Annotated in this window: 20 protein-coding genes; 15 read left to right on the forward strand and 5 right to left on the reverse strand. The window is 41.7% G+C overall.

Features of this window, described 5'->3' with window-relative positions:
• Positions 1 to 234 precede the first annotated feature (234 nt).
• Positions 235 to 618 (reverse strand): hypothetical protein, encoded by a 384-nt coding sequence (locus tag BLP33_RS04905; protein WP_139159933.1) that lies wholly within the window; start codon positions 616 to 618, stop codon positions 235 to 237.
• Between the two features lie 459 nt (positions 619 to 1,077).
• Here BLP33_RS04905 and BLP33_RS04910 point away from each other — a divergent pair, with 459 nt between their 5' ends.
• The 6 genes from BLP33_RS04910 to BLP33_RS04935 all read left to right on the forward strand — a co-directional run bounded on the left by BLP33_RS04910 (position 1,078) and on the right by BLP33_RS04935 (position 11,060).
• Positions 1,078 to 1,608: an RNA polymerase sigma factor gene (locus tag BLP33_RS04910; RefSeq protein WP_090525429.1), complete on the forward strand. Its 531-nt coding sequence runs from the start codon at positions 1,078 to 1,080 to the stop codon at positions 1,606 to 1,608.
• Positions 1,609 to 1,645: 37 nt separating this feature from the next.
• The gene (locus tag BLP33_RS04915; RefSeq protein WP_090525431.1) at positions 1,646 to 2,791 is read left to right on the forward strand and encodes a FecR family protein; all 1,146 of its coding nucleotides are present in this window, start codon (positions 1,646 to 1,648) and stop codon (positions 2,789 to 2,791) included.
• A gap of 238 nt (positions 2,792 to 3,029) precedes the next feature.
• A complete protein-coding gene (locus BLP33_RS04920; protein ID WP_090525433.1) occupies positions 3,030 to 6,542 on the forward strand; it encodes a TonB-dependent receptor in 3,513 nt (1,170 codons plus the stop codon).
• A gap of 19 nt (positions 6,543 to 6,561) precedes the next feature.
• Positions 6,562 to 8,538 carry a RagB/SusD family nutrient uptake outer membrane protein gene (locus BLP33_RS04925; protein WP_090525434.1) on the forward strand — a complete coding sequence of 659 codons (1,977 nt, stop codon included), beginning with the start codon at positions 6,562 to 6,564 and terminating at the stop codon, positions 8,536 to 8,538.
• Positions 8,539 to 8,575: 37 nt separating this feature from the next.
• Positions 8,576 to 9,781, forward strand: coding sequence for a DUF5000 domain-containing lipoprotein (locus BLP33_RS04930; protein ID WP_090525436.1), 1,206 nt, complete (start codon positions 8,576 to 8,578; stop codon positions 9,779 to 9,781).
• Between the two features lie 34 nt (positions 9,782 to 9,815).
• Entirely contained in the window at positions 9,816 to 11,060 is a 1,245-nt protein-coding gene (locus BLP33_RS04935) for a DUF4998 domain-containing protein (RefSeq protein WP_090526213.1), read from the forward strand.
• Positions 11,061 to 11,130: 70 nt separating this feature from the next.
• Here the strand turns inward: BLP33_RS04935 and BLP33_RS04940 are convergent, their stop codons facing one another.
• Both BLP33_RS04940 and BLP33_RS04945 read right to left on the reverse strand, forming a co-directional pair.
• Positions 11,131 to 12,339: an MFS transporter gene (locus BLP33_RS04940; RefSeq protein ID WP_090525438.1), complete on the reverse strand. Its 1,209-nt coding sequence runs from the start codon at positions 12,337 to 12,339 to the stop codon at positions 11,131 to 11,133.
• Between the two features lie 77 nt (positions 12,340 to 12,416).
• Entirely contained in the window at positions 12,417 to 12,692 is a 276-nt protein-coding gene (locus BLP33_RS04945) for an ArsR/SmtB family transcription factor (protein ID WP_090525440.1), read from the reverse strand.
• Positions 12,693 to 12,919: 227 nt separating this feature from the next.
• On the opposite strand from BLP33_RS04945, the gene BLP33_RS04950 reads away from it, so the two are divergent.
• On the forward strand, positions 12,920 to 13,228 hold the full coding sequence (locus BLP33_RS04950) for a hypothetical protein (protein ID WP_090525443.1): 309 nt from the start codon (positions 12,920 to 12,922) through the stop codon (positions 13,226 to 13,228).
• A 10-nt stretch (positions 13,229 to 13,238) separates the two neighbouring features.
• Here the strand turns inward: BLP33_RS04950 and BLP33_RS04955 are convergent, their stop codons facing one another.
• Positions 13,239 to 13,712 (reverse strand): Lrp/AsnC family transcriptional regulator, encoded by a 474-nt coding sequence (locus tag BLP33_RS04955; RefSeq protein ID WP_090525447.1) that lies wholly within the window; start codon positions 13,710 to 13,712, stop codon positions 13,239 to 13,241.
• A 148-nt stretch (positions 13,713 to 13,860) separates the two neighbouring features.
• Here BLP33_RS04955 and BLP33_RS04960 point away from each other — a divergent pair, with 148 nt between their 5' ends.
• The 8 genes from BLP33_RS04960 (at position 13,861) to BLP33_RS04995 (ending at position 24,588) form a co-directional block, all read left to right on the forward strand.
• Positions 13,861 to 14,859, forward strand: a complete 999-nt coding sequence (locus BLP33_RS04960; protein ID WP_090525450.1) for an NAD-dependent epimerase/dehydratase family protein — start codon at positions 13,861 to 13,863, stop codon at positions 14,857 to 14,859.
• An 11-nt stretch (positions 14,860 to 14,870) separates the two neighbouring features.
• Positions 14,871 to 15,725: a sigma-70 family RNA polymerase sigma factor gene (locus BLP33_RS04965; RefSeq protein ID WP_090525452.1), complete on the forward strand. Its 855-nt coding sequence runs from the start codon at positions 14,871 to 14,873 to the stop codon at positions 15,723 to 15,725.
• 279 nt (positions 15,726 to 16,004) lie between these two features.
• Positions 16,005 to 17,861 (forward strand): beta-galactosidase, encoded by a 1,857-nt coding sequence (locus BLP33_RS04970; protein WP_090525454.1) that lies wholly within the window; start codon positions 16,005 to 16,007, stop codon positions 17,859 to 17,861.
• Positions 17,862 to 18,158: 297 nt separating this feature from the next.
• Entirely contained in the window at positions 18,159 to 20,528 is a 2,370-nt protein-coding gene (locus tag BLP33_RS04975; RefSeq protein WP_090525456.1) for a response regulator, read from the forward strand.
• A gap of 241 nt (positions 20,529 to 20,769) precedes the next feature.
• Positions 20,770 to 21,375 (forward strand): RNA polymerase sigma-70 factor, encoded by a 606-nt coding sequence (locus BLP33_RS04980; protein WP_090525458.1) that lies wholly within the window; start codon positions 20,770 to 20,772, stop codon positions 21,373 to 21,375.
• Between the two features lie 4 nt (positions 21,376 to 21,379).
• Positions 21,380 to 22,339 carry a FecR family protein gene (locus tag BLP33_RS04985; protein ID WP_175489930.1) on the forward strand — a complete coding sequence of 320 codons (960 nt, stop codon included), beginning with the start codon at positions 21,380 to 21,382 and terminating at the stop codon, positions 22,337 to 22,339.
• The gene (locus BLP33_RS04990; protein ID WP_090525462.1) at positions 22,339 to 24,072 is read left to right on the forward strand and encodes a carboxypeptidase-like regulatory domain-containing protein; all 1,734 of its coding nucleotides are present in this window, start codon (positions 22,339 to 22,341) and stop codon (positions 24,070 to 24,072) included. The genes BLP33_RS04985 and BLP33_RS04990 overlap by 1 nt, the downstream gene beginning before the upstream one ends.
• Before the next feature lie 45 nt (positions 24,073 to 24,117).
• A complete protein-coding gene (locus tag BLP33_RS04995) occupies positions 24,118 to 24,588 on the forward strand; it encodes a RidA family protein (protein ID WP_090526214.1) in 471 nt (156 codons plus the stop codon).
• Positions 24,589 to 24,842: 254 nt separating this feature from the next.
• Here the strand turns inward: BLP33_RS04995 and BLP33_RS05005 are convergent, their stop codons facing one another.
• Positions 24,843 to 26,150 carry a PQQ-dependent sugar dehydrogenase gene (locus BLP33_RS05005; protein WP_229701496.1) on the reverse strand — a complete coding sequence of 436 codons (1,308 nt, stop codon included), beginning with the start codon at positions 26,148 to 26,150 and terminating at the stop codon, positions 24,843 to 24,845.
• Positions 26,151 to 26,184: the final 34 nt, after the last annotated feature.

Below are 26,184 nucleotides of genomic sequence, written 5' to 3' on the forward strand. Positions count from 1 at the left end.
TTACAAAATCGACTTTTCTGAAATCTATTTTGACGTCATCACTAAACGCAGGAAAATGTTGTTGTGTTTTGTTGATGGCTGTAATATAACTTTCCGGAGGCAGCAAGCTTGCAAGGGCAAACCTAAATGTGCCGTTTTCGTAACCCGGATCTGCACAGCATTGTGGATGTTCACTTGTTATTCCTTTTTTATAAGCGCTATAGCTCCGGGCTGTTGCAGGCCTGAAATGAGGATCTAAAACTCTTCGGCCGTGCTACGGCTGTCAATAAAGGGCGAACTATAAAGATTTATAATTAAAAGCTTGTAATCAACGATGAAAGTCCATTCTGATGTTTGATTTTTTTTATGGGTAACCAGGTCTTCGCAGCCGAACGCATAGTCGATATCTAATACTATCCGGAAACTTCCCTGGCCTGTGTTCTCATCAAATTTGATCCTGTCGAAATTTAAACGGGTTACTTCCGGCGAACCTTCCGGCCTGAATTCGCGCTCAAGCGCATGTTTAAGCTGTTCGTAGTTTGCTGAAAGAGGCTTAAATATAACATTCAGAAAACTTAACAAGCTGGCAGGTTCATCCTTTAGCTCATCGAGCTGCCCTTTGTGAAGTTTAATTTGCAAGCTGTTTATCATCAAAACAAAATTAAAAACAAAGCCGGATTAAATGAAATGCGAAATAGAACGAGTGTTTTTGCGCATTTTGTAAAAAAAAGAGCCGGATAAATTTTGATGCCGAACTGGATATCCTAAGTTAAAAAGAATTAAAAGAGGAATGCCTTATTTTTATTTTTTAATTGTTTTTATTACAATAATTACTAAATGAAATCGATTGCTTTTGAATATTTTTCAAAACCAAAGTATGTCCCGTTTCTTAGGATGTATCAAGAATGTCTCCGCTATAAATCTTAACTTTTAAATGGCCCGTTTAGTAAAAAAGGCTTGTTAGAGATCCTGGTTTTGAGTAAAGTGACGATTTTTTAATATTTTTTTAATAATTGTTGTTTTGACAATAAAAGTTTTTACATTTAGCTTTCTATAGTAGCCCAACCTATTTAATTATAAACCAGTTAAGACCAATTCATGGAGATTTTGAACGATGATCATATTATTGAGCAATTAAAATTGGGGAACAAGGAGGCCTTTGAAGCAGTATTTAAAAAATACTATAAGCTGCTTAATGTATCGGCCTTTTATATTTTACGGGATGAAATGGAAGCTGAAGATACCGTTCAGGGTTTTTTTGTTGATCTTTGGGAAAGACAATTATATACCAATATTAATTCGTCATTAAAAGCTTATTTAACTACAGCAATCCGTAACAGATGCCTCAAAAAAGTTGAAAGCGAAACACGAACGCAAAAAAAATTGGTAGATTATAAATATACACTTACCGAAATAGAGGAGGAAGAAACACCTGTACCGGAAATTTATCCTGAAAAAGTGCTGGCCGATTTGTCGATACAGCGGATGCAGGCTTTTACGCTGGTGCATTATGAGCATAAAAAGTATAAAGATGCGGCCCTTGAAATGGGCATTAGCATAAATTCTTTGAAAACTCATTTAAAACTGGCAATAAAAACTTTAAAAGAAGGGTTAAAGAGTGCCAAATAAGTTCACCCTTTTTATCCATAATGAGGTCTTATAAATAATGACATACAATAAAGCGTATTTTCAGGAACTGATAATTGAGCAAATTACAGGCGTAATAAGTGAGGAAGACAGTCATTTGCTTGAACAGGCTATACAAAATGATCCCCGGATTAAACAACTGTGGGATGAAATGCAACAGGTACTTACTTCAGATAAAGCTCAAACCTTCTTTAATAATATTGATGAAAATAAAGCCTGGGATACAATCCAGCCCGAAATAAAGCCGGTACTATCGATCAGGCCTGGCTGGGCAGGCGCAATAAAATGGCTTTCCGTAGCGGCTTTATTATGTGTCGCTTTTACTGCCGGATATTATTGGCGGCAAATACCTGTTAATACTATTGTTGCTGCAAAAAAAAATCTTAAAACACCGTCCATTGAGTTACGGCTGGCAAACGGGCAGCATATCAACCTGTCTGATACCAGCAAAAAGGTGATTAATATGTCGTTCGCTCATTTAAAGAAAGGTGTTAACGGTTTAAGTTACCAGGTAGATAATAGTAAAAATGAGGAGTGGAGCACACTCGTTATTCCTTCAAAATTAAACTACCGGATAGTACTTTCAGACGGTACACAGGTTTGGTTAAATTCGGTATCGAGCCTGCGCTTCCCGTTTTCATTTTTAGGCAAAACCAGAGAAGTGTACTTAACAGGCGAAGCTTTTTTTAAAGTTGCAAAAAATGCTGCTCACCCCTTTATAGTTCATACAGGCCAAACTGATGTAAAAGTTTTAGGTACGGAGTTTAACGTAAATACTTATCATGCCGATGAAACAGTAACCTCGTTGGTTGAAGGTTCGGTATCAACAAGCGGCCAGGATAAACAAAAAATGCTTTTACAACCTGGCTACCAAGCTGTTTATACATCGGGGGCTGGGTTTCGGGCCCAACCATTTGATTCAGCTGTTGAACTGGCCTGGATGAATGATATTTATTATTTCCATAACATTAAACTTCACGATATAAGCGATGTGCTGCTCCGCTGGTTTGATGTAAAAGTGGTTTTTGACGATCCAGCGAAAGCCGACGAAGCATTTAGTGGTGCTATTCAAAAAAACAAACCAATTGAAGTCTTTATTCAAAATATTAAAGCATCTGCAGGAGTTTCGGCCCTTTTAAAGGAAGGGGTTTTACACATCAGGTAAGAAAGCGCCACGGTTAAACCACAATCTATTTTCCGGTTATTTAATGCCTGGCCCTTAAGCGCCATGGGATTATTTGCCCTTGTTTGTCAAATGGGTAGCATTAGTAATGCATTGAAATAGTGTTGATTAACAATGTTTGTTTTTCATTGTAATAAAAAAAATACAATTTTTCTTGTTTCCGTTCACCCGTTTTAGCAGGAACAGGTCTTAGAGAAAACCAATCGTAAACCCAATAAATATGGAGAGAATTCTATTCAGCCGGCGGCTTATCCTGCCCTTTATTTTTCTTTTATTGGTAACCCGGTATAGCGCTGTACAAGCGCAGGGTACTGGACCAATAACACTTAAAAAGGCTAACATCAGTTTGGCCGAAGTATTTAAATCAATCAAAAAACAAACAGGCCTAACCGTTTTTTACAGTAACACTCTTTTGAATGACAAAGAATTGGTTACTGTTGATTTTAAAAACGCTGAACTGAAAGAAGTGTTCGGCGTACTTTTGAAAGGAAAAAACCTGAATTATGTAGTGCGCGACCAACTCATTGTTATTGAAAAGAGCGAACCCGCGTCCGTTGTAAACCCTCCCAAAAAAGAACCTGCAGGAGCCGTCGTTCCTAAAAAAGTGCAGGGGATTGTTTCTGACGACAAAGGCCTTACTTTACCAGGTGTAAGTGTTAAGGTTAAGGGAACCATGAACGGCACACAGTCAGACATGGATGGAAAGTACACTCTTAATTTAAAGGAAGGCGGAGGTTCAATTATTGTATTTTCATTTGTGGGATCAAAATCGCAGGAATTTGATCTTGCAAACTATTCTCCATCAGCCGGCGGCGTTTATAAAATTAATGTGCAAATGGGCGCTGATAAAAATGGCCTTGAAGAAGTTACCGTAGTTGCCTACGGTACGCAAAAAAAGGCGAGCCTTGTTAGTTCGATTACCTCTATAAACCCTAAACAGCTCAAGGGGCCGTCAAGTAACCTTACCACCATGTTGGCAGGCGTTGTACCGGGGATGATCTCTTACCAAAGAAGCGGTGAACCGGGTGCTGATAATGCCCAGTTCTTTATCAGGGGCGTGGGTACGTTTGGAGCTGGTAAGGTTGATCCGCTGATATTGATCGATGGTATTGAAATGGGCACCACCGATCTGGCAAGGCTTCAACCGGATGACATATCGGGCTTTTCGGTGCTGAAGGACGCTACAGCCTCATCACTATATGGTGCAAGGGGGGCAAACGGTGTAATATTGGTTACAACTAAGCGTGGTGAGACGGGGGCTGTAAAATTCAATATCCGCGGTGAAAATTCAACATCATCAAACGTTAAGAATATTGATCTGGCCGATAATATTAGTTACATGACATTGGCTAATGAAGCGGTACTTACCCGTAATCCGCTGGGCATCTTGCCTTATTCGCAAAATAAAATAGACCATACTGCAAAAGGTGATGACCCGCTGTTATATCCCAGTAATAATTGGATCAAGCAGTTGATCAAAACCAAAACCAATAACCAACGGTTTAATATGAACGCCAGCGGCGGGTCAGAAAAAGCTAAGTACTATCTGGCCATGACCTATAATATTGATAATGGCAACCTGGCCGAGAACAGCCTTAACAATTTCAGCAACAACATTAAGCTGCAATCATATTCTCTTTTATCAAATACAACTTTAAACCTTACTAAAACCACTGAGGCGGTGGTGAGCTTAAAAGGCCAGTTTGATAGTTATCATGGCCCTATCGGCGGTGGTGGTTACACTTTTTTAAACGCCCTTTGGAGTAACCCTGTAGCTTTTCCGGCAATTTATCCGGGTAATTTGCTGCCATATGTAAATCACCCGCTTTTCGGTAATGCCATTATACCTGGTGGCGGTTTGTATATGAATCCTTATGCGCAATCCCTGTCTGGTTTCCAAAGCTCAAATACCAGCACACTGACAGCGCAATTAAGCTTAAGTCAAAAGCTTGATTTTATAACGCAGGGTTTATCGGCAAGGGCAATGGCGTATACTACGCGTTATTCATACTTCACTGTTTCACGTCAGTATAGTCCTTATTATTACCAATCGGATGTAGTTAACGGAACGTTTAATGGCTTAACGCTACTTAATAACGGTTTGGCAGGCAGCAGCATTGGCAATACGCCAACCGAATATTTGACTTATAATCAAGATCCGGCGTTAAATGTTTCTAATTCCATAGCTTACATTGAAACGGCGGTAACCTATAACCGCACCTTTGCTCAAAAACATGCTGTTAGCGGGTTACTGATCGGGACTATGCGTAACTATCTTACAGGTAATGCCAAAACATTACAATTATCATTGCCGTCACGTAATCAAGGGGTATCGGGCAGGTTTACCTATGGTTATGATAACCGGTATCTGTTTGAGTTTAACTTTGGTTACAATGGGTCTGAGCGTTTTGCAAGTAATCATCGTTTTGGTTTTTTCCCGTCTGTAGGTGCGGGTTGGGTAGTATCTAACGAGAAGTTTTTTGAGCCATTGCTTTCAACTATTGATAACCTTAAATTCAGGGTTACCTATGGTTTAGTAGGTAATGATCAGATCGGAAAGCCGGAAGATCGGTTTTTCTATTTGTCTGACGTTAGTTTAAATAATGGCGCCTATGGCCAGTTTGGTACCAACTACCTATATAGCAGGCCGGGCGTAGCTACCAGACGTTATGAAAATCAGAATATTACCTGGGAGCAATCAAGGCAAACTAACCTCGGTATGGATTTAACTGTGGCCAAAAACTTCACCTTAACAGTTGATGCCTACCAACAAAAACGTGACAATATTTTAATGGTACGCAGCACCATCCCAACCTCTATGGGTTTGCAAGCTGATATATCTTCAAACGCAGGTAAATCATCCAGTAAAGGTGTGGACATTGCTATGGATTACAAGAAAAACTTTAACAACTCTTTCTGGATCCAATCGCGCGGTACGCTTACTTATGCTAAGAGCAAGCTGTTGAAAAATGAAGAACCTGTTTATCCAAATAACCTTCAATACCTGAGCAAAGTAGGTAATTCCTTAAGCCAGATATATGGCCTTATAGCCGAGCGGTTATTTATTGACAATGTAGAGGTAGCCAACTCGCCCGTCCAAAGCTTTGGCGACTATAAAGCCGGCGATATTAAATACCGCGATATGAACGGCGATGGAAAAATAACCAGTTCGGATATAGTGCCGATAGGGTATCCGCAAGTGCCGGAAATTATCTACGGTTTCGGTTTTTCTGTTGGGTATAAAAACTTTGATATCAGCGCGTTTTTCCAGGGCTCGGCAAGGTCTTCTTTTGTCATCAATTCAGCAGATATTTCTCCGTTTTATTTAGTGAGCGGCCTGCAGAACAACGGCCTTAATACAGGTAACCAAAGCGGTCTGTTAAAATCAATTGCCGATGATCACTGGTCTGAGGATAATCGTAACCCTTACGCGTTTTGGCCACGCTTAAGTAATACCATACAAGCCAACAACAGCGCTACACCAAATTCTCCAACATCAACATGGTGGTTAAGAAATGGCTCGTTCCTGCGCCTGAAGTCGGCAGAACTTGGATACAATTTCAATAAGAGTCAACTCAAGTTTATCCATTTGAATAGCGCACGTATCTATCTAAACGGCTTAAACCTGTTAACCTTCAGTAGCTTCAAGCTTTGGGATCCCGAAATGGGAACCTCAGGATTGGGTTACCCGATTCAAAAAGTATTTAACGTGGGCCTGCGGGTAGAATTTTAAAAGCTTTCAAATTAATTATATGAAAAGTAATTTTATACAAAAAATTAAGCAATCGGTATTAAGTCAAACACCAAAGAGGAATATCTCCCTGGTAATAATGACCTTAATAATGATTGTACCGGTAACATCTTGTAAAAAATCATTTTTGGATGTTGTTCCTGATAACGTATCAACAATAGCCAACGCCTTTGTTTCACAAACCGAGGCAGAGAAGTATTTGTTTACCTGCTACTCATACCTGCCAACGGAAACAGATCCCACTTATAATGTTGGGCTTACCGCCGGTGATGAAGTTTGGGTGGAAGACCCTGCAAATCACATACGGTCAACAAACGTACTGCAACTGCCCAGAGGATTCCAAAACTCGTCTGACCCTATAGCCAATTATATGAATGGTACCAGGGACGCGGCTGCGAATTATAAGGCTATACGGGATTGTAATGTCTTTATTGAAAATGTCAGCGACAAAAGCAAAGTGCTGGATTTGGATATTGACACACGTGAGCGCTGGATAGCAGAAGCCCAATTTTTAAAGGCTTTTTATCATTTTCAACTTTTCAGAGCGTATGGGCCAATACCCATTATCGATAAAAATCTGCCTATTGACGCGTCCATTGACGATATACGGGTAAAACGCCGGCCGGTTGATGAAGTAGTAAATTATATAGCCGGGTTATATGATCAGGCTGCCGCAAAATTACCCTTAACAATCAGGAATGAAGGAAGTGAACTGGGGCGTGTTACCAAGGCGGCTGCTTTGAGTATGAAAGCCAAATTGTTAGTAACGGCGGCGAGCCCGTTGTTTAATGGCAACCCGGATTATAATTCATTCAAGAATAAGGATGGCGAGCAGTTGTTTAACCCCACTTTTAGTGCCGAAAAATGGCAGCGCGCTGCCGATGCCTGCAAAGCAGCCATTGATTTTTGCGAGTCGCAAAATATACGCCTTTATACGTTTCCTACACCTACTAATCCACTTAGTCAAACTACTATGACTCAAATGGGTATAAGAAACGCGATGAGCGAAAAGTGGAATGAAGAGCTGATATGGGGGCTAACTGCCAATAATAACATCAACTATAATTCATTCTTCCAGTCGATGTGCGCCGGGCAATATGATTTTAACAATGCCGATGCCGCAAAGTCAGCCAATCGCCCGTTACTTGGCCCTACCTTAAAAATGGCTAAGATGTTCTACACTAAAAACGGGGTGCCAATTAACGAAGATAAAACGCTTGACTTTAGTGATATAGCTCAGCTAAGGGTTGGTACACATGACGAACGTTTTAACATCAAAGAAGGGGAAACAACTGCAAGGCTTAATTTTGACAGGGAACCGCGCTACTATGCCGATCTGGGATTTGACCGCGGTGTTTGGTATATGGCCAACAGCCCAACTAAAACCGATGAAGATACCTGGTGGATGAAGGCCCGTGGTGCCGAAGTAGGCCAATCTTCACCTATACCAATTGCTGGTTTTTACATGAAAAAAGCCCTTAACTGGCATTACGAATGGGCAACAGTTACCTATATCAATTACCCTTGGCCCGAAATGCGTTTGTCTGATCTGTATTTGCTTTATTCAGAAGCATTAAATGAAGCTCAGGGGCCTGTAGCTGATGTATATACCTACGTAAACCGCGTGAGAGCGCGGGCCGGCCTGCCTACGGTTCAGGATGCCTGGACTAATTACAGTATTAATCCAACTAAATATACTACGAAAGAGGGAATGCGGGCAATCATTCAGCGCGAGCGCAGCCTTGAGCTTTGTTTTGAAGGCCACCGGTTTTGGGATCTTTTGCGCTGGAAAACAGCCGGTATTGAACTTAACGGAAACGTAACAGGATGGACAATAAGCGAAAATTCACCTCAGTTATATTACCGCGAACGGTTGATTTTTTCGCGGCATTTTGTGATTCCGCGCGATTACTTATGGCCAATAAAAGAAAGCGATTTACTGGTTAACCAAAACCTGGTTCAAAACCCTAACTGGTAGATATAGCGATAATATGTTTAACAATAAAAACATTCACATGGAAACAATAAAATTACGTGCTGCTTTCTGGATCGGGTTGTTAGCGACAATAATAACAGGCTGTAAGCAGGAAACACTTAATAAACCTACTATAACTAATAACAACCCGCCTGGAGTTGTTACCAACGTGCAGGTACAAAACGAAAACGGTAAAGCCAGTTTAACTTATACGTTACCCGGAGATAATGACCTGTTTTACGTAAAAGCAGTTTACGAAACCTCTCCTGGTAAAACACGCGAGGTAATTGCATCACGCTACACCAATACATTAACTGTTGATGGCTTTGGCGATACCCTGGCACATGTGATAAAACTTTACGCGGTAAATTCAAGCGAAAAGGTTTCGGCACCTGTTAGTGTCACAGCAAACCCTTTAACGCCACCATATCTTCTTGCTTACCGATCACTTAAAATAACTGCTACTTTCGGTGGTTTTAACATTGCCTGTGATAACCTTACCCAGGATAACCTGGTTATTGTACCAATGGTTGATACCGCTAACAATGGTTTATATGTGCAGCCAAAGGGTATGGATAATGTTTACAGTAACAGTATTTCAATAAAGGCCGCTGTAAGAGGCCAGCCGGCTATTGAGCGTAAGTACGCATTCTTTGTAAGGGATAGATTTTTAAATAAATCCGACACTTTATTTTTAAATCTTACACCTTTTTATGAGGAGCAGTTTTCAAAATCGGATTGGTCGGTTTACAAGCTGCCAGGCGACGCAACCAACTTGTATTCATATACCGATGTAACCAAAATTTTTGATGGAAACTTTACCGGCGGTTGGCCAAATTGCCTTTTCACGGTTGAAAGTGCCGGAAGCCCACAAATGGTAACAATCGATCTTGGTAAACAAAGGGTATTCAGTCGCTTTATTCTCAATCCATTCATCGAGATCGGTAATGTATATTATGTAAGGGGTAATTTGCGTGATTTTGAAATATGGGGGTCAAATTCGCCAAATGTGAATGGCGCGCTGGATGCTTCGTGGACAAAATTGTTAACCTGTAACATAGTAAAACCATCTGGTTCGCCTTCAGGTACGGAAACAGCTGCTGATTACAAATACGCACATGATGGATGGGGCTTTGATTTCCCGGCCGGATTAAGTGCTTACAGATACATCAGGATCAGGAGCTTGCGCAACTGGACAGGATCGTACTTTATGAGTATCAGTGAATTTACCATGTTTGGAAAGTAACAAGGCCGATGCATTTATCAATTTAATTACAATTATGAAACTATATAAAATAACATCATGCTATCTTTTAGTGCTGGCTGCTTTCACCATGAGCGCCTGTACAAAAATGGATGATTATAAAAAGAAATATGAGCCTAATGGGGCAATAATATATCCGGGCAAACTGGATTCCGTTCAGGTGTTTTCTGGCAAGAACCGTGTTTTGCTAACTGGTCTGTTTACATCTGATCCTAAAATTGTGAAATACCGGGTATACTGGAACAGTAAACAAGATTCGATAGAAACGCCTGTAACCCGTACATCAGGGGTTGACACGGCTAAATTGGTCATACCTAATTTACCTGAAGGTACAATGACCTTCGAGGTCCGCACTTTTGATAACGGGGGCCATATTTCCGTTCCGGTTACATTGGCTGCTAATGTATATGGCACTCTTTACCAAAGTTCACTTATCAACAGAGGTATAATCGCGGTCAAATTACAAACAGATGGCTCAGCTTTAATTAACTGGGCTGACGTGAATGCTGATGACGGGTTGGTTTCAATGGAACTAAAATACACAGACGCTGCCAACAAACAACGTGATACAGTAATTGTATCGCAGCCAACTGGTTTAACCACATCTCTCCCTAAATTTAATGCTGGAAAAACGCTTAGTTACCGCACAGGTTTTAAACCCAATAAAACGGCCATCGATACTTTTTATGCAGATTACGTAGATCAGAAAGTAATCGATGTAACTAATGCTTACCTCTTAAACACAGGGCCTTTTCAAAGAAACACCTTTGATGGCCGTTGGGGAACCCTCGCCGCGCCATGGATAACCAATGCGGCGGCCAAAAATAAAGATGGCGGTACCAATGGGGGCTATAGTTCTGATGGCGGCGGTACTATTAACTGGGAAACATGGAACAATACACCTGTTGTAAACGGTATAGTATATCAGGCTACGTCTTCGCAGCTATCGGCAGGAAGTTATACTGTGTCATTTGATGCCTATTCGGAAGTGCAATCAAATTCATCGGTTTACTGTGTGGCAGCCGCCGGAGGGAACGGCATCCCGATACTCGCAGATCTTTCAACAGCGCTGGGATCTGTAAAGATGTATAACGGCGCAAAGGCTGGTACAACCAGTCCGAGTTCAAGGGATGTGAAAACTTTTACTTTTACACTTTCTTCACCGCAGGTTGTGTCCATAGGATTTCTGGGTAACCTGGTTGGTAATGGAAACCCCGGCAATTATTTTACGGTGTTTAATATTAAACTGTTTAAAAATTAAAAATGATAAAAAGTCCCTGGTGTTAGCCAGGGACTTTTTACTTTAATATAGCTATCGTTTACAATTGAGCTTATTCATAAATGGCTACCTGTACAGGTTCGTCCTCAGGTATTTCCTTAATTTGAGCTGATATTGATCTTTTTGTTGCATTTGAGGTAATAAAACTCATGCCAAATGCAAGTAAAAGCAGTGGTACTGTCATCCAGATTACCTGGTGGATACCATAATGGGCAATCACAAAACCACCCAGTAAAGTACCCAATGTAATACCGGCGTTAAAGAAGGAGGGAAGCAGGCTGTTTACAAAGTCAAGCGCTGGTTCCTGAATGCCATGGGTAAGCTGTATATTTGCCGCTAAAAATCCTCCGGTGTGTATAAATCCCCAAACTGAAAGAATAATAACCATTGGAATAAAATGCCCGCCAAACAGATATGCCAAAACATGGGTTGCAACTAAAGAAAGCAAAAACAGCCGCGTTGTAAGCGTTACATTTTTACTAAGCGCTATACCCATAAGCCAGTTGCCGGCTATCCCTGTACCTCCAAATACCAGCAACATCATGCTAATTTGAGCTCCGCTCATACGCGAAACTTTATCCAGGTATTCGGCAAGATAACCATAGGTGGCAAACATGCCTGCCAGGATAATGGTTGAAGCCAGTAGCTTAATCCATAAGTGTACACTCCGCAGCAGCTTTACCTGGCTTTTGGGACTTGCCTGTTCCTCATTAACGGGCATTGAAGGTGCAAATAGCGTCAACGCGCCAAAGGCTAATAGGTTAATGACGGCTGATAAGAGAAAAGATGCCCTCCAACTAAAAAGATCTGCCATGTAGGTGGTGAGAGGCACCCCCAATACGGTAGCAACGCTAAGCCCGCCCATTACTATCGAGATGGCTTTTGGCGCATCTTTTGGCCCCGCTTGTTTTGCAGCCGCAGTCATGGATACTGCCCAGAACACCGGGTGCAAAAATGCCGGTAGTATACGGGCAATCATAAGTACGGTGAAGTTCGGCGCTATTGCCGATAACAGGTTAGAAATAACAAATATCCCTAATACCAGGCACATCACAAATTTGCGGTTAAGACGTGCTGTTAGCATATTGGTAAACGGTCCTGCAAGCGCTACCGTTAACGCGAAGGCACTAAGCAGCCAGCCTGCCGTATCAATGGAAATATGAAATTCTTTCACCAGGTCGGGAAGGATACCGATAACTCCGAACTCTGTGGTTATGATGCCGAAGGCACCAAGGGCCATAATGTAGATTAATTTATTCATGAGTAGATGTATTTAAATATTTGAATGTTTCGATGTTTTATATTGAAGTAACCAGTCAAATCAGAAGATGTCAGTATTTAGCTTTTCAGTTCGTTCAGGCAGGCAATGTAGTCGTCAAGTACCTGTTGGTTCAATACATATTTAAGGTTCCGACCTTCTTTTTGTGATAGTAATAAATCGGCATCAACCAGTTGTTTAAGGTGGTGTGATACGGAAGGCTGCGTAAGGTCAAGCAGATCATTTACCTCCGCACAGTAAAGGCAATCTTTCTTTTTTTTAAACTGTTGTAAAATAGCTATCCGGTTCGCATCGCTCAGCGCCCTGGATATTTTCTCTATTTTTTTGTTGTCCATTTTTTGCCGTCAATTATATGTATTCAACGTTATAGTGTAAAGATAAAAATATTAACATATAGAAATGTTTCTATGTATTTAAAACGCATAAATGACAATAAAAGGATATATGGGCAAGCCTTATGGGAGAGAGATGCTTCTCCGATATTCGATTTTGTCACAAACACACCCGTTTGTTGGCACATTTGCCTGTTTAATAGTGATCGTGTTGATCTTAATTTTATGGTATGAAAGTAGTAAGAGTACAATACACCACGCGCGCGGAGTTTGCGGCCACCAATCAGCGGAACATCGCTGCCATTGTTGAAGAGTTGAAAATTTTAAATCATCCCGGTATTAAATATACAGCATGGCTATTGCCCGACGGTAAAACATTTATGCATTTTGATCAGCTCGAAAATGAAGAAGCCCACCTTGTATTACAAGGGCTGGCTTCGTTTCATAAATTTGCTGACGAACTTGAAGCCAGTGATTTAGAAGTCGAACCCAAGCTTGAGCTGCTTTCGCTTGTGGCGTCTACGGAGACCTATTTTTAATGCACTAAAACTACTGTTTGCCGATTGGTAAAGCCGTTTCTGTTTTCGCAGCTTTCATCACGAGTTTGGTTTCTACTTTACCAATTGCAACGACCGCGAAAAGCCGGTTCATCAAAAAATCATAGTACTCTTTGCGGTCTTTTACGGTTACCTTAAGTATGAAGTCAAAATCGCCGGTGAGGTGATAGCATTCCAGTACTTCCGGAAGTTTAATGATCTCACTTTCAAAATGACTTAAACTGTGCTGACTGTGATCTTTCAGTTGCACATGCGTAAAGGTCATGAAATCCAGCTCGAGCTTTTCATGATCAAGCACCGCAACGTATTTTTTAATATAGCCTCGCTCCTGGAGCGAACGGATCCTGTTATTGATAGGAGTAGTGGTTTTGTTAAGCTTAAGGCCTATCTCCTGGCCGGTAAGGCGCGCATTTTCCTGTAAAAGCTGGAGTATGCGGATATCTGTTTCATCGAGTTGGTTGAGCATGAGAGTTATAAAAACTAAAATATAAGCTTTAAATATTTATCAAAAGTTTTAAAACCTGTTTTTCAGAAGATTTTTAGTCTTAAAAACCAAATTTTAAGTGCTGTGTGGATTATGAGATTGTGAATATACAATTTTACATCGTAATACTATGAAGCACGACAAAAAACAACTATCGCCGGTAATCCTTGTTACGGGCGCCCGGGGGCAGATCGGTACCGAACTGGTTGCCGCTTTAAGAAATGTTTATGGCAGGGAACAAGTAATTGCCACCGACTTACATGATGCTATGGCAACCCCGGATTTAGAGGGGCCATATCGTCAGTTAAATGTATTAGATAAAGATGAGCTGGAAAATCTGATTGCTACCTACGGAGTAACTCAAATTTATCATCTTGCAGCTACCTTATCTGCCAAAGGAGAAGAGGCTCCGTTAAAAGCATGGCACCTGAATATGCAAAGCCTGCTTAATATATTGGAAGCAGCCAAAGATCATAAATTGGATAAAGTGTTTTGGCCTAGCAGTATCGCTGTATTCGGGCCTTCAACAGCACGTAAGATCAGTCCCCAGAATGCTTTGCTTGATCCGCAAACGGTCTACGGTATCAGCAAGGAAGCTGGTGAACAATGGTGCGCCTATTACAGGGGGCATTATGGAGTGGATGTACGCAGCTTGCGTTATCCAGGATTAATCAGCTACAGCGCCCCGGCTGGCGGGGGGACTACAGACTACGCAGTAGCTATATTTCACGAAGCTTTGCAGAATGGACGTTACGAATGCTACCTAAGCCCCAACACCGCATTACCTATGATGTATATGGATGACGCGGTAAGGGCTACACTTCAACTGATGAACGCGCCCGTGGAAGCACTCAAAGAACGCGGAGCATATAATATCGGTGCTTTAAGTTTTACACCTGCTCAGCTTGCCGTAGAGTTGAAAAATCACTTGCCCGATTTTACCATTAGTTATAACACCGACAAGCGCCAGTCCATTGCGAACTCATGGCCCGCTGGTGTTGAGGATGCTGAAGCAAGGCGCGACTGGAACTGGCGTCCTGAATATGATCTTGTTACTATGACTGCAGATATGCTCGGTCATCTTACACCTGTTTATAAAAATAACAGCAATACTGCCGCAGTGAGTTAAATAAGGGTTTAATGAGAGACCTGAATATTACCCAATCGATCACAGCCCGGGATGCTGCTTCGCTGGAAAAGTATTTTAGTGATATTGCCCGCGAGCCAACTATCAATACGGAAGAAGAAGTTCTGTTAGCTCGGAAGATCCGGCAGGGAGATCTGTCCGCTTTGCATAGGTTGGTAAAGGCCAATCTGCGTTTTGTGGTTTCCGTGGCAAAAAAGTATCAGCACCAGGGCATTCCCATGGGCGACCTGATAAGTGAAGGTAATTTGGGTTTGCTTGAAGCCGCGAAACGGTTTGACGAAACCCGCGGCTTCAAGTTTATATCTTATGCAGTTTGGTGGATCAGGCAGCGAATCATGGAAGCGCTGTTGGATAAAACGCGGATGATCCGCCTGCCTGCCAACCAGGTGGATATGATTGTTCATGTTAACAGGGCTACAGGGGTTCTGGAACAACGACTTGAGCGACTGCCCGTTCAGGATGAAATAGCGGCATTCCTGGAAACTGCTGAATGGAAAGTAAAAGAAGCTTTACATGTGGCTCCTTTTACTCATTCGTATGATAAAGCCGATACACCCGGCAATGACGGATACAGCCTGCTTGATCGTTTACATACAGATGAACCCGGAATAGAAGGCCTTTTGGAAGCTTACCAACTTAAACAACAGCTTGATGATTTGCTTAATAAGCTAAACGATGCTGAACGATCTGTTGTGTTTTATCATTATGGTCTGGACGGGCACAGTGAACTCTCGGCCCCCGAAATCGGTAACCGGCTTGGTATTAGCGCAGAAAGGGTGAGGCAGCTAAGAAACCGGTCTATTGACAAGCTTAGGGAAAGTGCTAATTTGCAAAAACTTGAAATTTGAGATAAGAGGTAGGGATTTTATTTTCTGTGTCTTAATTTCTTTCGGTGCTTTATCATTCGTTTGTTAACTTCACCAGTTCATTATTCAGAGCTAATTTGCGATTAAAATGAGCTGCTGAACTATTTATCTTGCATCCGCTGGATTAAGCAAACGTTTGCGCTAAATTAAGATTGCAGGAAATTAGGCATTCCTATTTAACCTTTATAATTTAGGAGCTTAAAAACATCATGGTCGGAACACTTAATATACGGTCAATCATGTTCAACCCTACAAATGCAAATGAAAAAAATACTCCTCTCTTTATTATTGCTAACCCTTATAATTTCACAGGCTTTTAGCCAGGCGAAACATAGTTTTAAAATTGCTGATGGTAATTTTATTTATGATGGAAAATCCATTCAAATCCACTCGGGCGAAATGCATTTTGCAAGAATCCCTAAAGCTTACTGGAAGCAGCGCCTGCAAATGCTCAGGGCAATGGGTATGAATGCGGTTGCCACTTACGTTTTCTGGAACCATCATGAGGTTAGTCCGGGTGTATGGGACTTTAAAACCGATAATCGTGATATCCGCGAGTTTGTAAAAACCGCGCAGCAAGAGGGCTTAATGGTAATATTAAGGCCGGGTCCTTACGCTTGTGCCGAATGGGAATTTGGCGGCTATCCGTGGTGGCTCCAAAATGATAAACAATTGGTTATCCGCAGTAAAAACGACCGCTTCCTGGACTCCTGCAAAACTTATATCAACCAGTTGATGGGGCAGGTTAAAGACCTGCAAATAACCCATGGCGGGCCAATAATCATGGTTCAGGCCGAAAATGAATTTGGATCATATGTAGCCCAGCGTAAGGATGTGCCGCTTGCCGATCATAAAATTTACAGCGCAGCTATAAAAGATCTGCTTTTAAAAGCGGGCGTTGATGTGCCATTGTTTACTTCTGATGGCGACTGGTTGTTTGAAGGCGGCGTAATTAAAGGGGCATTGCCAACTGCCAATGGCGAAGGTGATACCAAAAATTTGAAGAAGCTCATTAACCAATATAACGGAGGAAAAGGCCCTTATATGGTGGCCGAATATTATCCTGGCTGGCTTGACCATTGGGGCGAGAAATTTGAAAAAGTATCAGAAACCTCGGTAATTAAAGACCTGGAGAAGTACTTGAAAGATACCGTATCATTTAATATATACATGGCACATGGTGGCACCAATTTTGGTTTCACAAGCGGTGCTAATTATGACAAGGAACATCAAATTCAGCCGGATATTACCAGCTATGATTATGACGCCCCTATCAGCGAGGCAGGATGGGTAACTCCCAAGTTTACAGCTATCCGCAACCTGATGAAAAAGTATGCAGCTTATGCTGTTCCTGAAGTGCCCGCGCAGCTTCCGGTGATCCGCATTCCGGCTATTAAGCTTACCAAAACGGCCGATTTGCTGGAGATGGCGAAAGACCAGCCCGCTGTAGAAAGCGATACCCCGCAAACATTTGAAACGCTTAAGCAAGGCCATGGCTATGTATTATACAGCCGTAAATTTACCCAACCTGTCAGCGGCACTTTAAACCTGGAAGGCCTGCGGGATTATGCGACCATATATGTAAATGGCGAAAAAGTTGCAGAGCTTAACAGGCAAAGTAATAAATTTAGCTGCCCTATAAATATTCCTTTTAATGCGCGTTTGGATATTTTGGTTGAAAACCTTGGCAGGATCAATTACGGGGGCGAGATCATTCACAATCTTAAAGGAATCATTAGCCCGGTGAAGGTTGATGATCATGAAATTACAGGCAACTGGCAAATGTATAAGCTACCTATGGATAAAGTACCGACGCTCGGGGCAGGCACAACAAACACCACCGGCCATCCAGCACTTTACCAGGGGACATTTGACCTGAATAAAGTGGGAGATACTTTTTTAGACATGAAGAATTGGGGTAAAGGTATAGTATTCATAAACGGGATCAACATTGGTCGCTATTGGAAAATTGGCCCGCAGCAAACGCTTTATTTGCCAGGCTGCTGGCTTAAAAAAGGTACAAACAGCATCGTTGTACTTGATCAGTTGAATGATATCCAGCAAACAGAGATCGCTACGGTAACCGTGCCGGTATTAGATGGCCTGGTAAGTAAATAATATAATTTAACTTAATGAATGACGGCAGGAGACTATCCTGTCGTTTTTTTATGGCTGTTATTTAACAGGATTGGGTTTTAATATTTAACTATTACTATTTAAAAATAAGAAGTAATTTAACCTATTGTTTATATCAATAGATAAGCCTTAATAATAGTTCTAAATATTCGTACGGGTTGGTATATTCACACTTAATTATGAAATCCTTAAGTTAGATTAAGGAAGATAAATCCTGTTTCTTATTCCCGAACGAAACAATTTGTAAGCTTTTGGTTTGATAATAAGTGCCGTAAATCGATGAAGATCAGTAAGGTTCTATATGTTATATTTATATTATTGATCGGAACCATAGCGAGGGTATCTGCCCAAAATACCTATGTAGCCGCGGTACACGGCGTACTCGATCTTCGTAATCAGCCTGTCAATGATAAAATTGAACTGACCGGAAACTGGCTGTTTTATTGGAACCAATTAATAAATCCCAATGACACTACTGCTATTAAGGACAGGCTTTTGGTTGAGTTTCCATTTAAATGGAGTGGATATGCCTGGCGGGGCAAAAAGCTACCTGCGTTTGGCTATGGTACATACCGACTTAAAATTTTACTTCCCCAAAAACATGGCGAATTAAAGCTGGGCATGCCTGATGTTTACAGCGCGTACAGGCTGTATATTAACAAAAAGTTAGTATCATCAAACGGGAAGGTAACTACTTCCGGAAAGGGATTTGAAGCACATTGGGAATATCATGCTGTTGCCCTGCCCAACAGTGATACCATCAATATCACATTACAAATTTCCAATTTTATACACAGTAAAGGAGGAATCAGTAAACCCATTTTCATAGGGCCTGCGGAAAGAATTGACCTGGCCCGGCATCGCGCCGAAGGTATTGATCTGATGCTGACGGGCTGTTTACTGATGGGGGGATTATTTTTTCTTGGTTTATATCTGCTGGGCAGCCGTGATAAAGCCATTTTACTTTTTGCCTTGTTCTCGATAGTTTATAGTTACCGGATCATAGGTACAGATAACTATGTGCTGCACACCTTATTGCCTGATATTAACTGGTACATAACGGTCCGGTTGGAATATATGAGCTTATTTTCGGGGATAGGTCTGTTTGGGCTTTACACGTTATACTTATATCCGGCAGATGTAAATCGGCGGGTTGTAAATATTATTAATGGCATTTGCTTTTCGTTCACTTTAATGACATTATTTAGTCCTCCGTGGATTTTTACCCAGCTCGTGAACCCATTTTTAGCAGTGATGCTGTTTTGCCTCGTTTATATTCCATATGTATACTCAAAAGCCTGGCGCAATAACAGGCCCGGATCTGTTTATGCTTTAATGAGCGCGTTTGCTTTAATGTCGGTATTTGCGATATCGCTTTTTCATTACTGGGCATTAATACCTCCGTTGCAGCTGGTTAGTTTTTTAGGATATATCGCTTTTTTCTTTTTGCAGTCGCTTGTGTTAGCGCACCGGGTATCATTTGTATTGAAAAAGGCGAGGGCTGAAGCCGAACAGGGTTTAAAGGTTAAAAGTGAATTTTTGAGCACGATGAGCCACGAAATCCGGACACCGCTTAATTCGGTAATAGGGATGAGCCATCTGCTGCTTAAGAACGAGCCACGCAAGGATCAGATCGAACATCTCAACGTCATGCTTTTTTCGGCTAATAACCTTTTGGCAATAGTGAATGATGTACTGGATTATAACAAGATAGAAGCCGGGAAGATAACTTTTGAAAGCATTGAAATGGACCTGGCTGCACTTGCCCGTAATGTAGTAGGTGGTTTGCAAACAGTAGCACATGATAAGGATATAACCCTACGCCTTGATTTTGATAAGAAATTGCAGCATAAACTGCTTGGCGATCCCACCCGCTTATCGCAGGTAATTACTAACCTGGTTCATAATGCTATAAAGTTTACCCCAAGCGGGGAGGTTGTGTTAGGGATTGAGGTGAAAGAACAAACCGAAACTACGGCCACATTAATGGTGTTTGTTAAAGATACCGGTATCGGTATCCCCCGTGGCAAACAAAAACTCATATTTGAACGCTTTACCCAGGCCGATTCGTCCATATCACGCAGTTTTGGTGGGACAGGTTTAGGTCTCGCAATCAGTAAAAAAATATTGGAGTTACAAGAATCGTCCTTGCAGTTGATTAGTGAGGAAGGAGTAGGCTCGGTATTTTATTTTATTAAAACCTTTGAAAAAGCTGGTAAAATATCAGAGGCGGTTAATGTTAACGTTAAACCTGATGCAAATGATAAGCTTCTGAACGGGATCTCTATCTTGCTGGTTGATGATAACCCGATGAATGTGCTGGTGGCGCAAACTTATTTAAAACGCTGGGGGGCTGCTACCGATGTGGCAACCAACGGACAGGAAGCACTTGACAAGCTGGATACGTCAAAACATCGTCTTGTGTTGATGGATTTGCAAATGCCTGTGATGGATGGGTATGAATCCACAAAAAAAATGAGATTGAACGGTATAAATATCCCCATTATAGCGCTTACCGCCAATCTTCCCAAAGACGTAGAGGACGAAGCTTATAAAACAGGTTTTGACGATATTGTGATGAAACCTTTTTTACCCGATGAACTGCATAGTAAAGTATTGCACCACGTTTTTAAGCAGGAGCATGTGTAAGATGTTCCTGAATCAAACTTCCTGTTTATTTTCTGAATAAAAATTTCATTTACTCATAGGGGTAAAATGATCCTGGCGTGTTTCAGGATAAATTTTACTAAAATGAACAGATTAGCTTCCTTATTACTTCTTATTACTTTTATTTACCCTCCCGATAATAATTGGGCCAGGCGGATAATGGAGGAAAATAAATGGATAAACATCCTTACAACCATTAATTACCGCGTTAAGATTTAATTGAATGTTAACCCAAACTGATGATATTTTGGATATAAATAGCGAACAATTGATCCCGCTACTGCTCTCGGGCGATGAGCCGACCTTTGAAAAGGTATATAAGCACTTCATCAGGCCGTTGCATGTGTACGCTATCTCTATTTTAAGAGATGAAGATACGGCGAAGGGGATGGTACAAAACGTTTTTATGCGGCTGTGGGAACGAAAGGAACGGCTGAATTTTACCGGCTCGATAAAGGCCTACTTGTATGGCGCGGTTTATAACGAATGCCTTAACAACCTCAGGCACCAGAAAGTAAAGGTTAATCACCAGCAGCACGTACTGTATATGACAAAGGATAAAGTTGATAGGGGCGCCGGTATGGAACTGCTTGACCTCAAGGAAAAATTACAACAGGCATTGAATGACCTTCCCGAAAAATGCCGCACAGTGTTTCAGTTGAGCAGGTTTGAGGATTTAAAATACCAGGAAATTGCTGATGAATTAGGCATCTCCATAAAAACGGTAGAAAACCAGATGGGCAAGGCCCTGAAAACATTACGGATCAAATTAGTTGATTACCTGCCGTTGATCATTTGGGTTATCAGCCGGGCTTTTAATATTATTTAACATGATGGACGATTTATTAACCAAATACATGCTGAACGAGACCACGCCGGTTGAGAATGAAACCATCAACCGCTGGCTTGGCGAAAATGACGATAACCGGAAATATTTCGATCATTTTAAACTGATCTGGGATACCAGCCGCGAACTTAAAATAGAAAGTAAGCTTGATCCCGAAGCTTCATGGGCCGAATTTAAACAGCTGGCGCACAACAGGGATGAAGCACCGGTTACAATTAAATCTTTAAAACCGGCAAACCGCTGGCTTAAAATGGCTGCTATGTGGCTCGTGATATTAGGCACTGCCGGGATCTTATACACCCTGTTCAAGCCGGTAAAAGTTAACATGCTTACATTGCAAAGCGGCAATATAGTACGCAAGGTTACCTTATCGGATGGATCATTGATCACCATGAATAAAAACTCGGTGTTGAATTACCCGGACAGATTTACCGGCGGTACCAGGGAGATATCATTAAAGGGAGAAGCCTTTTTTGATGTGGCTCATGATAAATCAAAACCATTTATGATCCACGTAAATGATGTAGTTGTGAAGGTGGTAGGCACATCGTTCAATATCAAAACTACCGGCGCCAATACCGAGGTTATTGTTGAAACCGGCGTGGTGCAGGTAATTCAGCAGGAGATCATTGTAAAGCTAAAGCCGAAAGAGAAAGCATCGGTGCAGGGTGGTCGCCTGCAAAAAGGCAGCAGCCAGGATGAGCTATATAATTATTATCGTACCCAAAAGTTCGTAGCTAATAAAACACCACTGTGGCGGCTTGTGGATGTGCTTAATGAGGCCTACCATGCAAATATTGTGATAGATAATAAAAAGCTGGCTAACAGGACTATAACAACCACATTTAAAGCAGATTCACTTGACGGGATATTAGAGGTCATAAGCAAAACCCTGGGCGATGTTAAAGTGGTCAAAAAACCTCATCTCATCATAATCAAAAACTGATGGAAAAGAAACTAAGCATATTATTTTATATAATGCTCGTGTTGGCGGGCTGCCTGCTCATTACCAATGCGCTGGCGCAGGATAACCTGAACCGTACTGTAGCGCTCAATGTTAAACAAAAAAAGATAGCCGAGATCCTCACCATTATCGGCGAAAAAGGGAAGTTTTATTTCTCGTACAGCAATGATGTCATCAAAACCGATAGTGTGGTGAGCATAGTATCATCCGGGCAAACGATCAAAAACTTACTTGATGAGCTGTTTCATGGCAGGGTTGATTATAAGGAGTCGCCGGGATATATTATACTCCGGCCTACCCCGTACAGGTTAGCCCTTGTGCCTGATACCCTGGCCGGGCCAGGCAATGTTTATTACATCAGCGGGTACGTGTATGATGATATCACCGGTAAAAAACTTTACAATGCCAGTGTTTATGAAAAAAATTCGCTGGAATCAACCCTTACCGATCAGAACGGTTACTTCCAGCTCAAGATAAAAGCCAATGGTATGATTACACTTAATGTAAGTAAGGAGCTATATCGTGACACCAGTATCAATTTTTTAAATAATGTAAACGTATCCATAAAGTCACGCGAATATTATTACAGCGCCGATGCCGCAAATTCAAAATCAGACAGGAGCTGGCTGGGCAGAATGTTCCTTTCATCCGGCCAGAAAATACAGAACCTTAATTTAGGTGGATATCTTTCAACGGTTCCGGTACAAACCTCGCTTTTACCAAGTTTAGGAAGCCATGGTATGATGAGCGGGCAAATAGTCAATAACTTTTCGCTCAATATTTTAGGGGGATATAACGGTGGCGTTAATGGCGTTGAACTTGGCGGACTGTTTAATATCAACAAACAGGAAGTTAAATATGTACAGGCCGCCGGGCTCTTTAATATTGTTGGGGGTAACAGCAAAGGCGTTCAACTGGCCGGCATTAATAATAACGACCAGAAAAACATAGAAGGTATCCAGGCGGCTGGTATATATAATATGGTAAAAGACAGTCTTAAAGGCGTTCAGCTTGCCGGGATCTTTAACCACGTGAGCAATAGCAAAGGCATCCAGGCGGCAGGTATTTACAATTACACCCGGAAAAACAACAAAGGTTTTAGTATCGCAGGGATAGCCAATGTTACAGGCAACGAAGCAAGCGGAATACAGGTAGCAGGAATTTTTAATAAAGCCCGGGTGATAAAAGGCGTGTCATTTGCTATGGTAAATATTGCCGATACGCTTGATGGTTATGGCATCGGCTTATTGAATATTTCGCGTAATGGATATGCTAAAATTGAAGTGTACAGTAACGAGATCGCTACAACAAACATCGCCTTTAAATCGGGGAATGCTAAACTGTATTCCATCATATCAGGCGGCGTTAATTTTACAGATAAGCATGTTTATTATAGCACAGGTTTTGGCTTAGGTCACGATTTTATCTTCAATAACAATATGTCACTGTCAGCTGAAGGTTCGACTCACTTACTATTGGCAAAAGGATGGAAAAACCAAAATCAGATAAACCGGGTAAGCGCGTTGCTCAATTTCAGGGCAGGTTCAAAAGTTAGCTTCTTTGCAGGGCCGTCGTTTAATGTTTACACTAATTATGGCAATCATCCCGGAGACAGCGATATTCAGCAGATCATAAAAAACAAACCCGGTTTGATTGATTGGGGTAACCGCACAAAAGGTTGGATCGGTTGGTCGGCCGGTATCACGATATTGTAAGTGTGCTTTAATATGTCCAAATTTGTGCAAATCAATAATCACCTGATGAAAAAACTCCTTTATCTCATTTTGTTCTGCGCATCGTCAGCTTGTTTTGCCCAGGATTCGAATAAAGACGTAACTTTCTTAAACCCATCTACAGTTGGTAAGCCATTTGGCTATTCTCACGCTGTAATTGTTGATCTGGGTAAAAATAAAATGGTGATCATGTCGGGTCAGGTTGGTTTGGATCAGGCCGGCAAGCTTGCCGGCAAAGGTGATCTCGCGAGCCAAACTGAGCAGGTTTTTGCCAATATCAAAAACATTGTTGAGGCTGCAGGCGGGACCATGAATGATCTGGTTGAGTTGAACTACTATATCATAGACGCATCGCAGGTGCAGGTAGTTCGTAATATCAGGGATAGATATGTGAATACAAAGCAACCACCGGCAAGTACACTGGTGCAGGTAAGCAAGCTTTTCAGGGATGATATTTTAATTGAGATAAAAGCGACGGCTGTTATCAAAAAGAAGTGAGGTTAATATTAAGCCTACGAAGTTTTAAAAACTTCGCAGGCTGATTTACGTGTTACCATTTTTTATTGGCAACCCTTGCTGCCTTTACCTGTGCAGCAGTTACCGTATTTGCCTTATTGCCAAAGGCCATTAATTTAAAAAAAACCGACGACAGGTTTCCTTGTCGCCGGTTTTTATGCCTTGTTTATGCCTGTGAGGCAATACTTGTAAGTGAGATTATGAATAATAAAATGAGAGCTTTTTTCAGTCTGTTATTATTTTTTATAGGTGATTTTATAAATATTTCCAGCTACATCATCGGTAACGTAAAGTGAGCCATCCGGGCCTTGCGCCAAGCCGCATGGACGGTGGGCCGCAGCACCTGAAGCTGTATTAGCAGCAGAGCCAGAAAAGCCGTTGGCAAAAACTTCCCACTGACCATCGGGCTTGCCATCTTTAAATGGTTGAAATACCACGAAGTAACCAGCCTGCGGTTCAGGTGCGCGGTTCCATGAACCATGAAAAGCGATGAATGCACCATTTTTATATTTCGCGGGGAACTGATCGCCGGTATAAAATAACAGGCCGTTAGGGGCAAGGTGGCCCGGATAAGCAGCTGCGGGGTCGATAGCATCTTTTCCGCCTTCAATCTTGCCGTCGCCGCCATATTCAGGCATCAGCATTTTTTTATGTTGTTCCTGGTCGTAATACATATAAGGCCAGCCTGCATTATCTCCTTTTTTAAGCGCATACATACACTCGGCAGGTAATATGGCCGATTGTTTAGCAGTGAAATATTGTGGATAGAATTCAAAAAGCTGATCGCGGCCGTGCTGCATTACAAAAAGCTGGTTGTTTTGCTGATTCCAGGTGATACCTACAACATTACGCAGACCGGTAGCATAACGTACACCATCGCCATAATGCTGATTCAATTTATCCGCTTTAAACTGCCAGATGCCGCCGGCCGAATCTAAAATAGGGCAGCCCTTTTGGCCCGGAGAACCTTTTTTACGGTCTTCAACCTGGCAGGCATTTGAGTAAGCGCCAATGTTTACGTAAATGTTGCCATCGTTATCAAGCGTTATGGCCTTAGCTTCGTGCTCGTGGCGGCTAATAAGGCCGGTCACTATTTTTTCGGGCTGATCAGGATTGATCACCTCGCCCTTATCGTTCAGTTTATAACGAAAAACCTCTTCATCCGACGATGCATACAGGTATCCGTTTTTAATCGACATACCTGTGCCGCTATAAGCGCCAAAGCTGTTCTTTACGGTAGCCTTGCCGCCATCTTCGTGAAGCATTAATATCCCCTTGTTGTTTTTAACATTGGTAAGCTTTACATAGATGTCGCCTTGCGGTGTAATGGCAATATGGCGGGTACCACCAAGTTTTTCAGCAATAATACTGGCGCTAAAGCCTTCTGGAGTTTTAATACCCGCGTTTTCTGTTGATGGAGCAGGGGTAGAAGTGCTATCAGCAGTTTTCTTTGAGTCGCTATTACTTTTGCAGGCTGTAATAAACATAATACCTGCCATAGCAACTACAGGCAGTATGGAACGTAATAATTTGCGGTTTTTCATGGTAAAGATTAATGGTTATCAAATTAAGTAAATA

Source organism: Mucilaginibacter sp. NFR10 (assembly GCF_900100445.1).
GTDB classification, from domain to species: domain Bacteria; phylum Bacteroidota; class Bacteroidia; order Sphingobacteriales; family Sphingobacteriaceae; genus Mucilaginibacter; species Mucilaginibacter rubeus.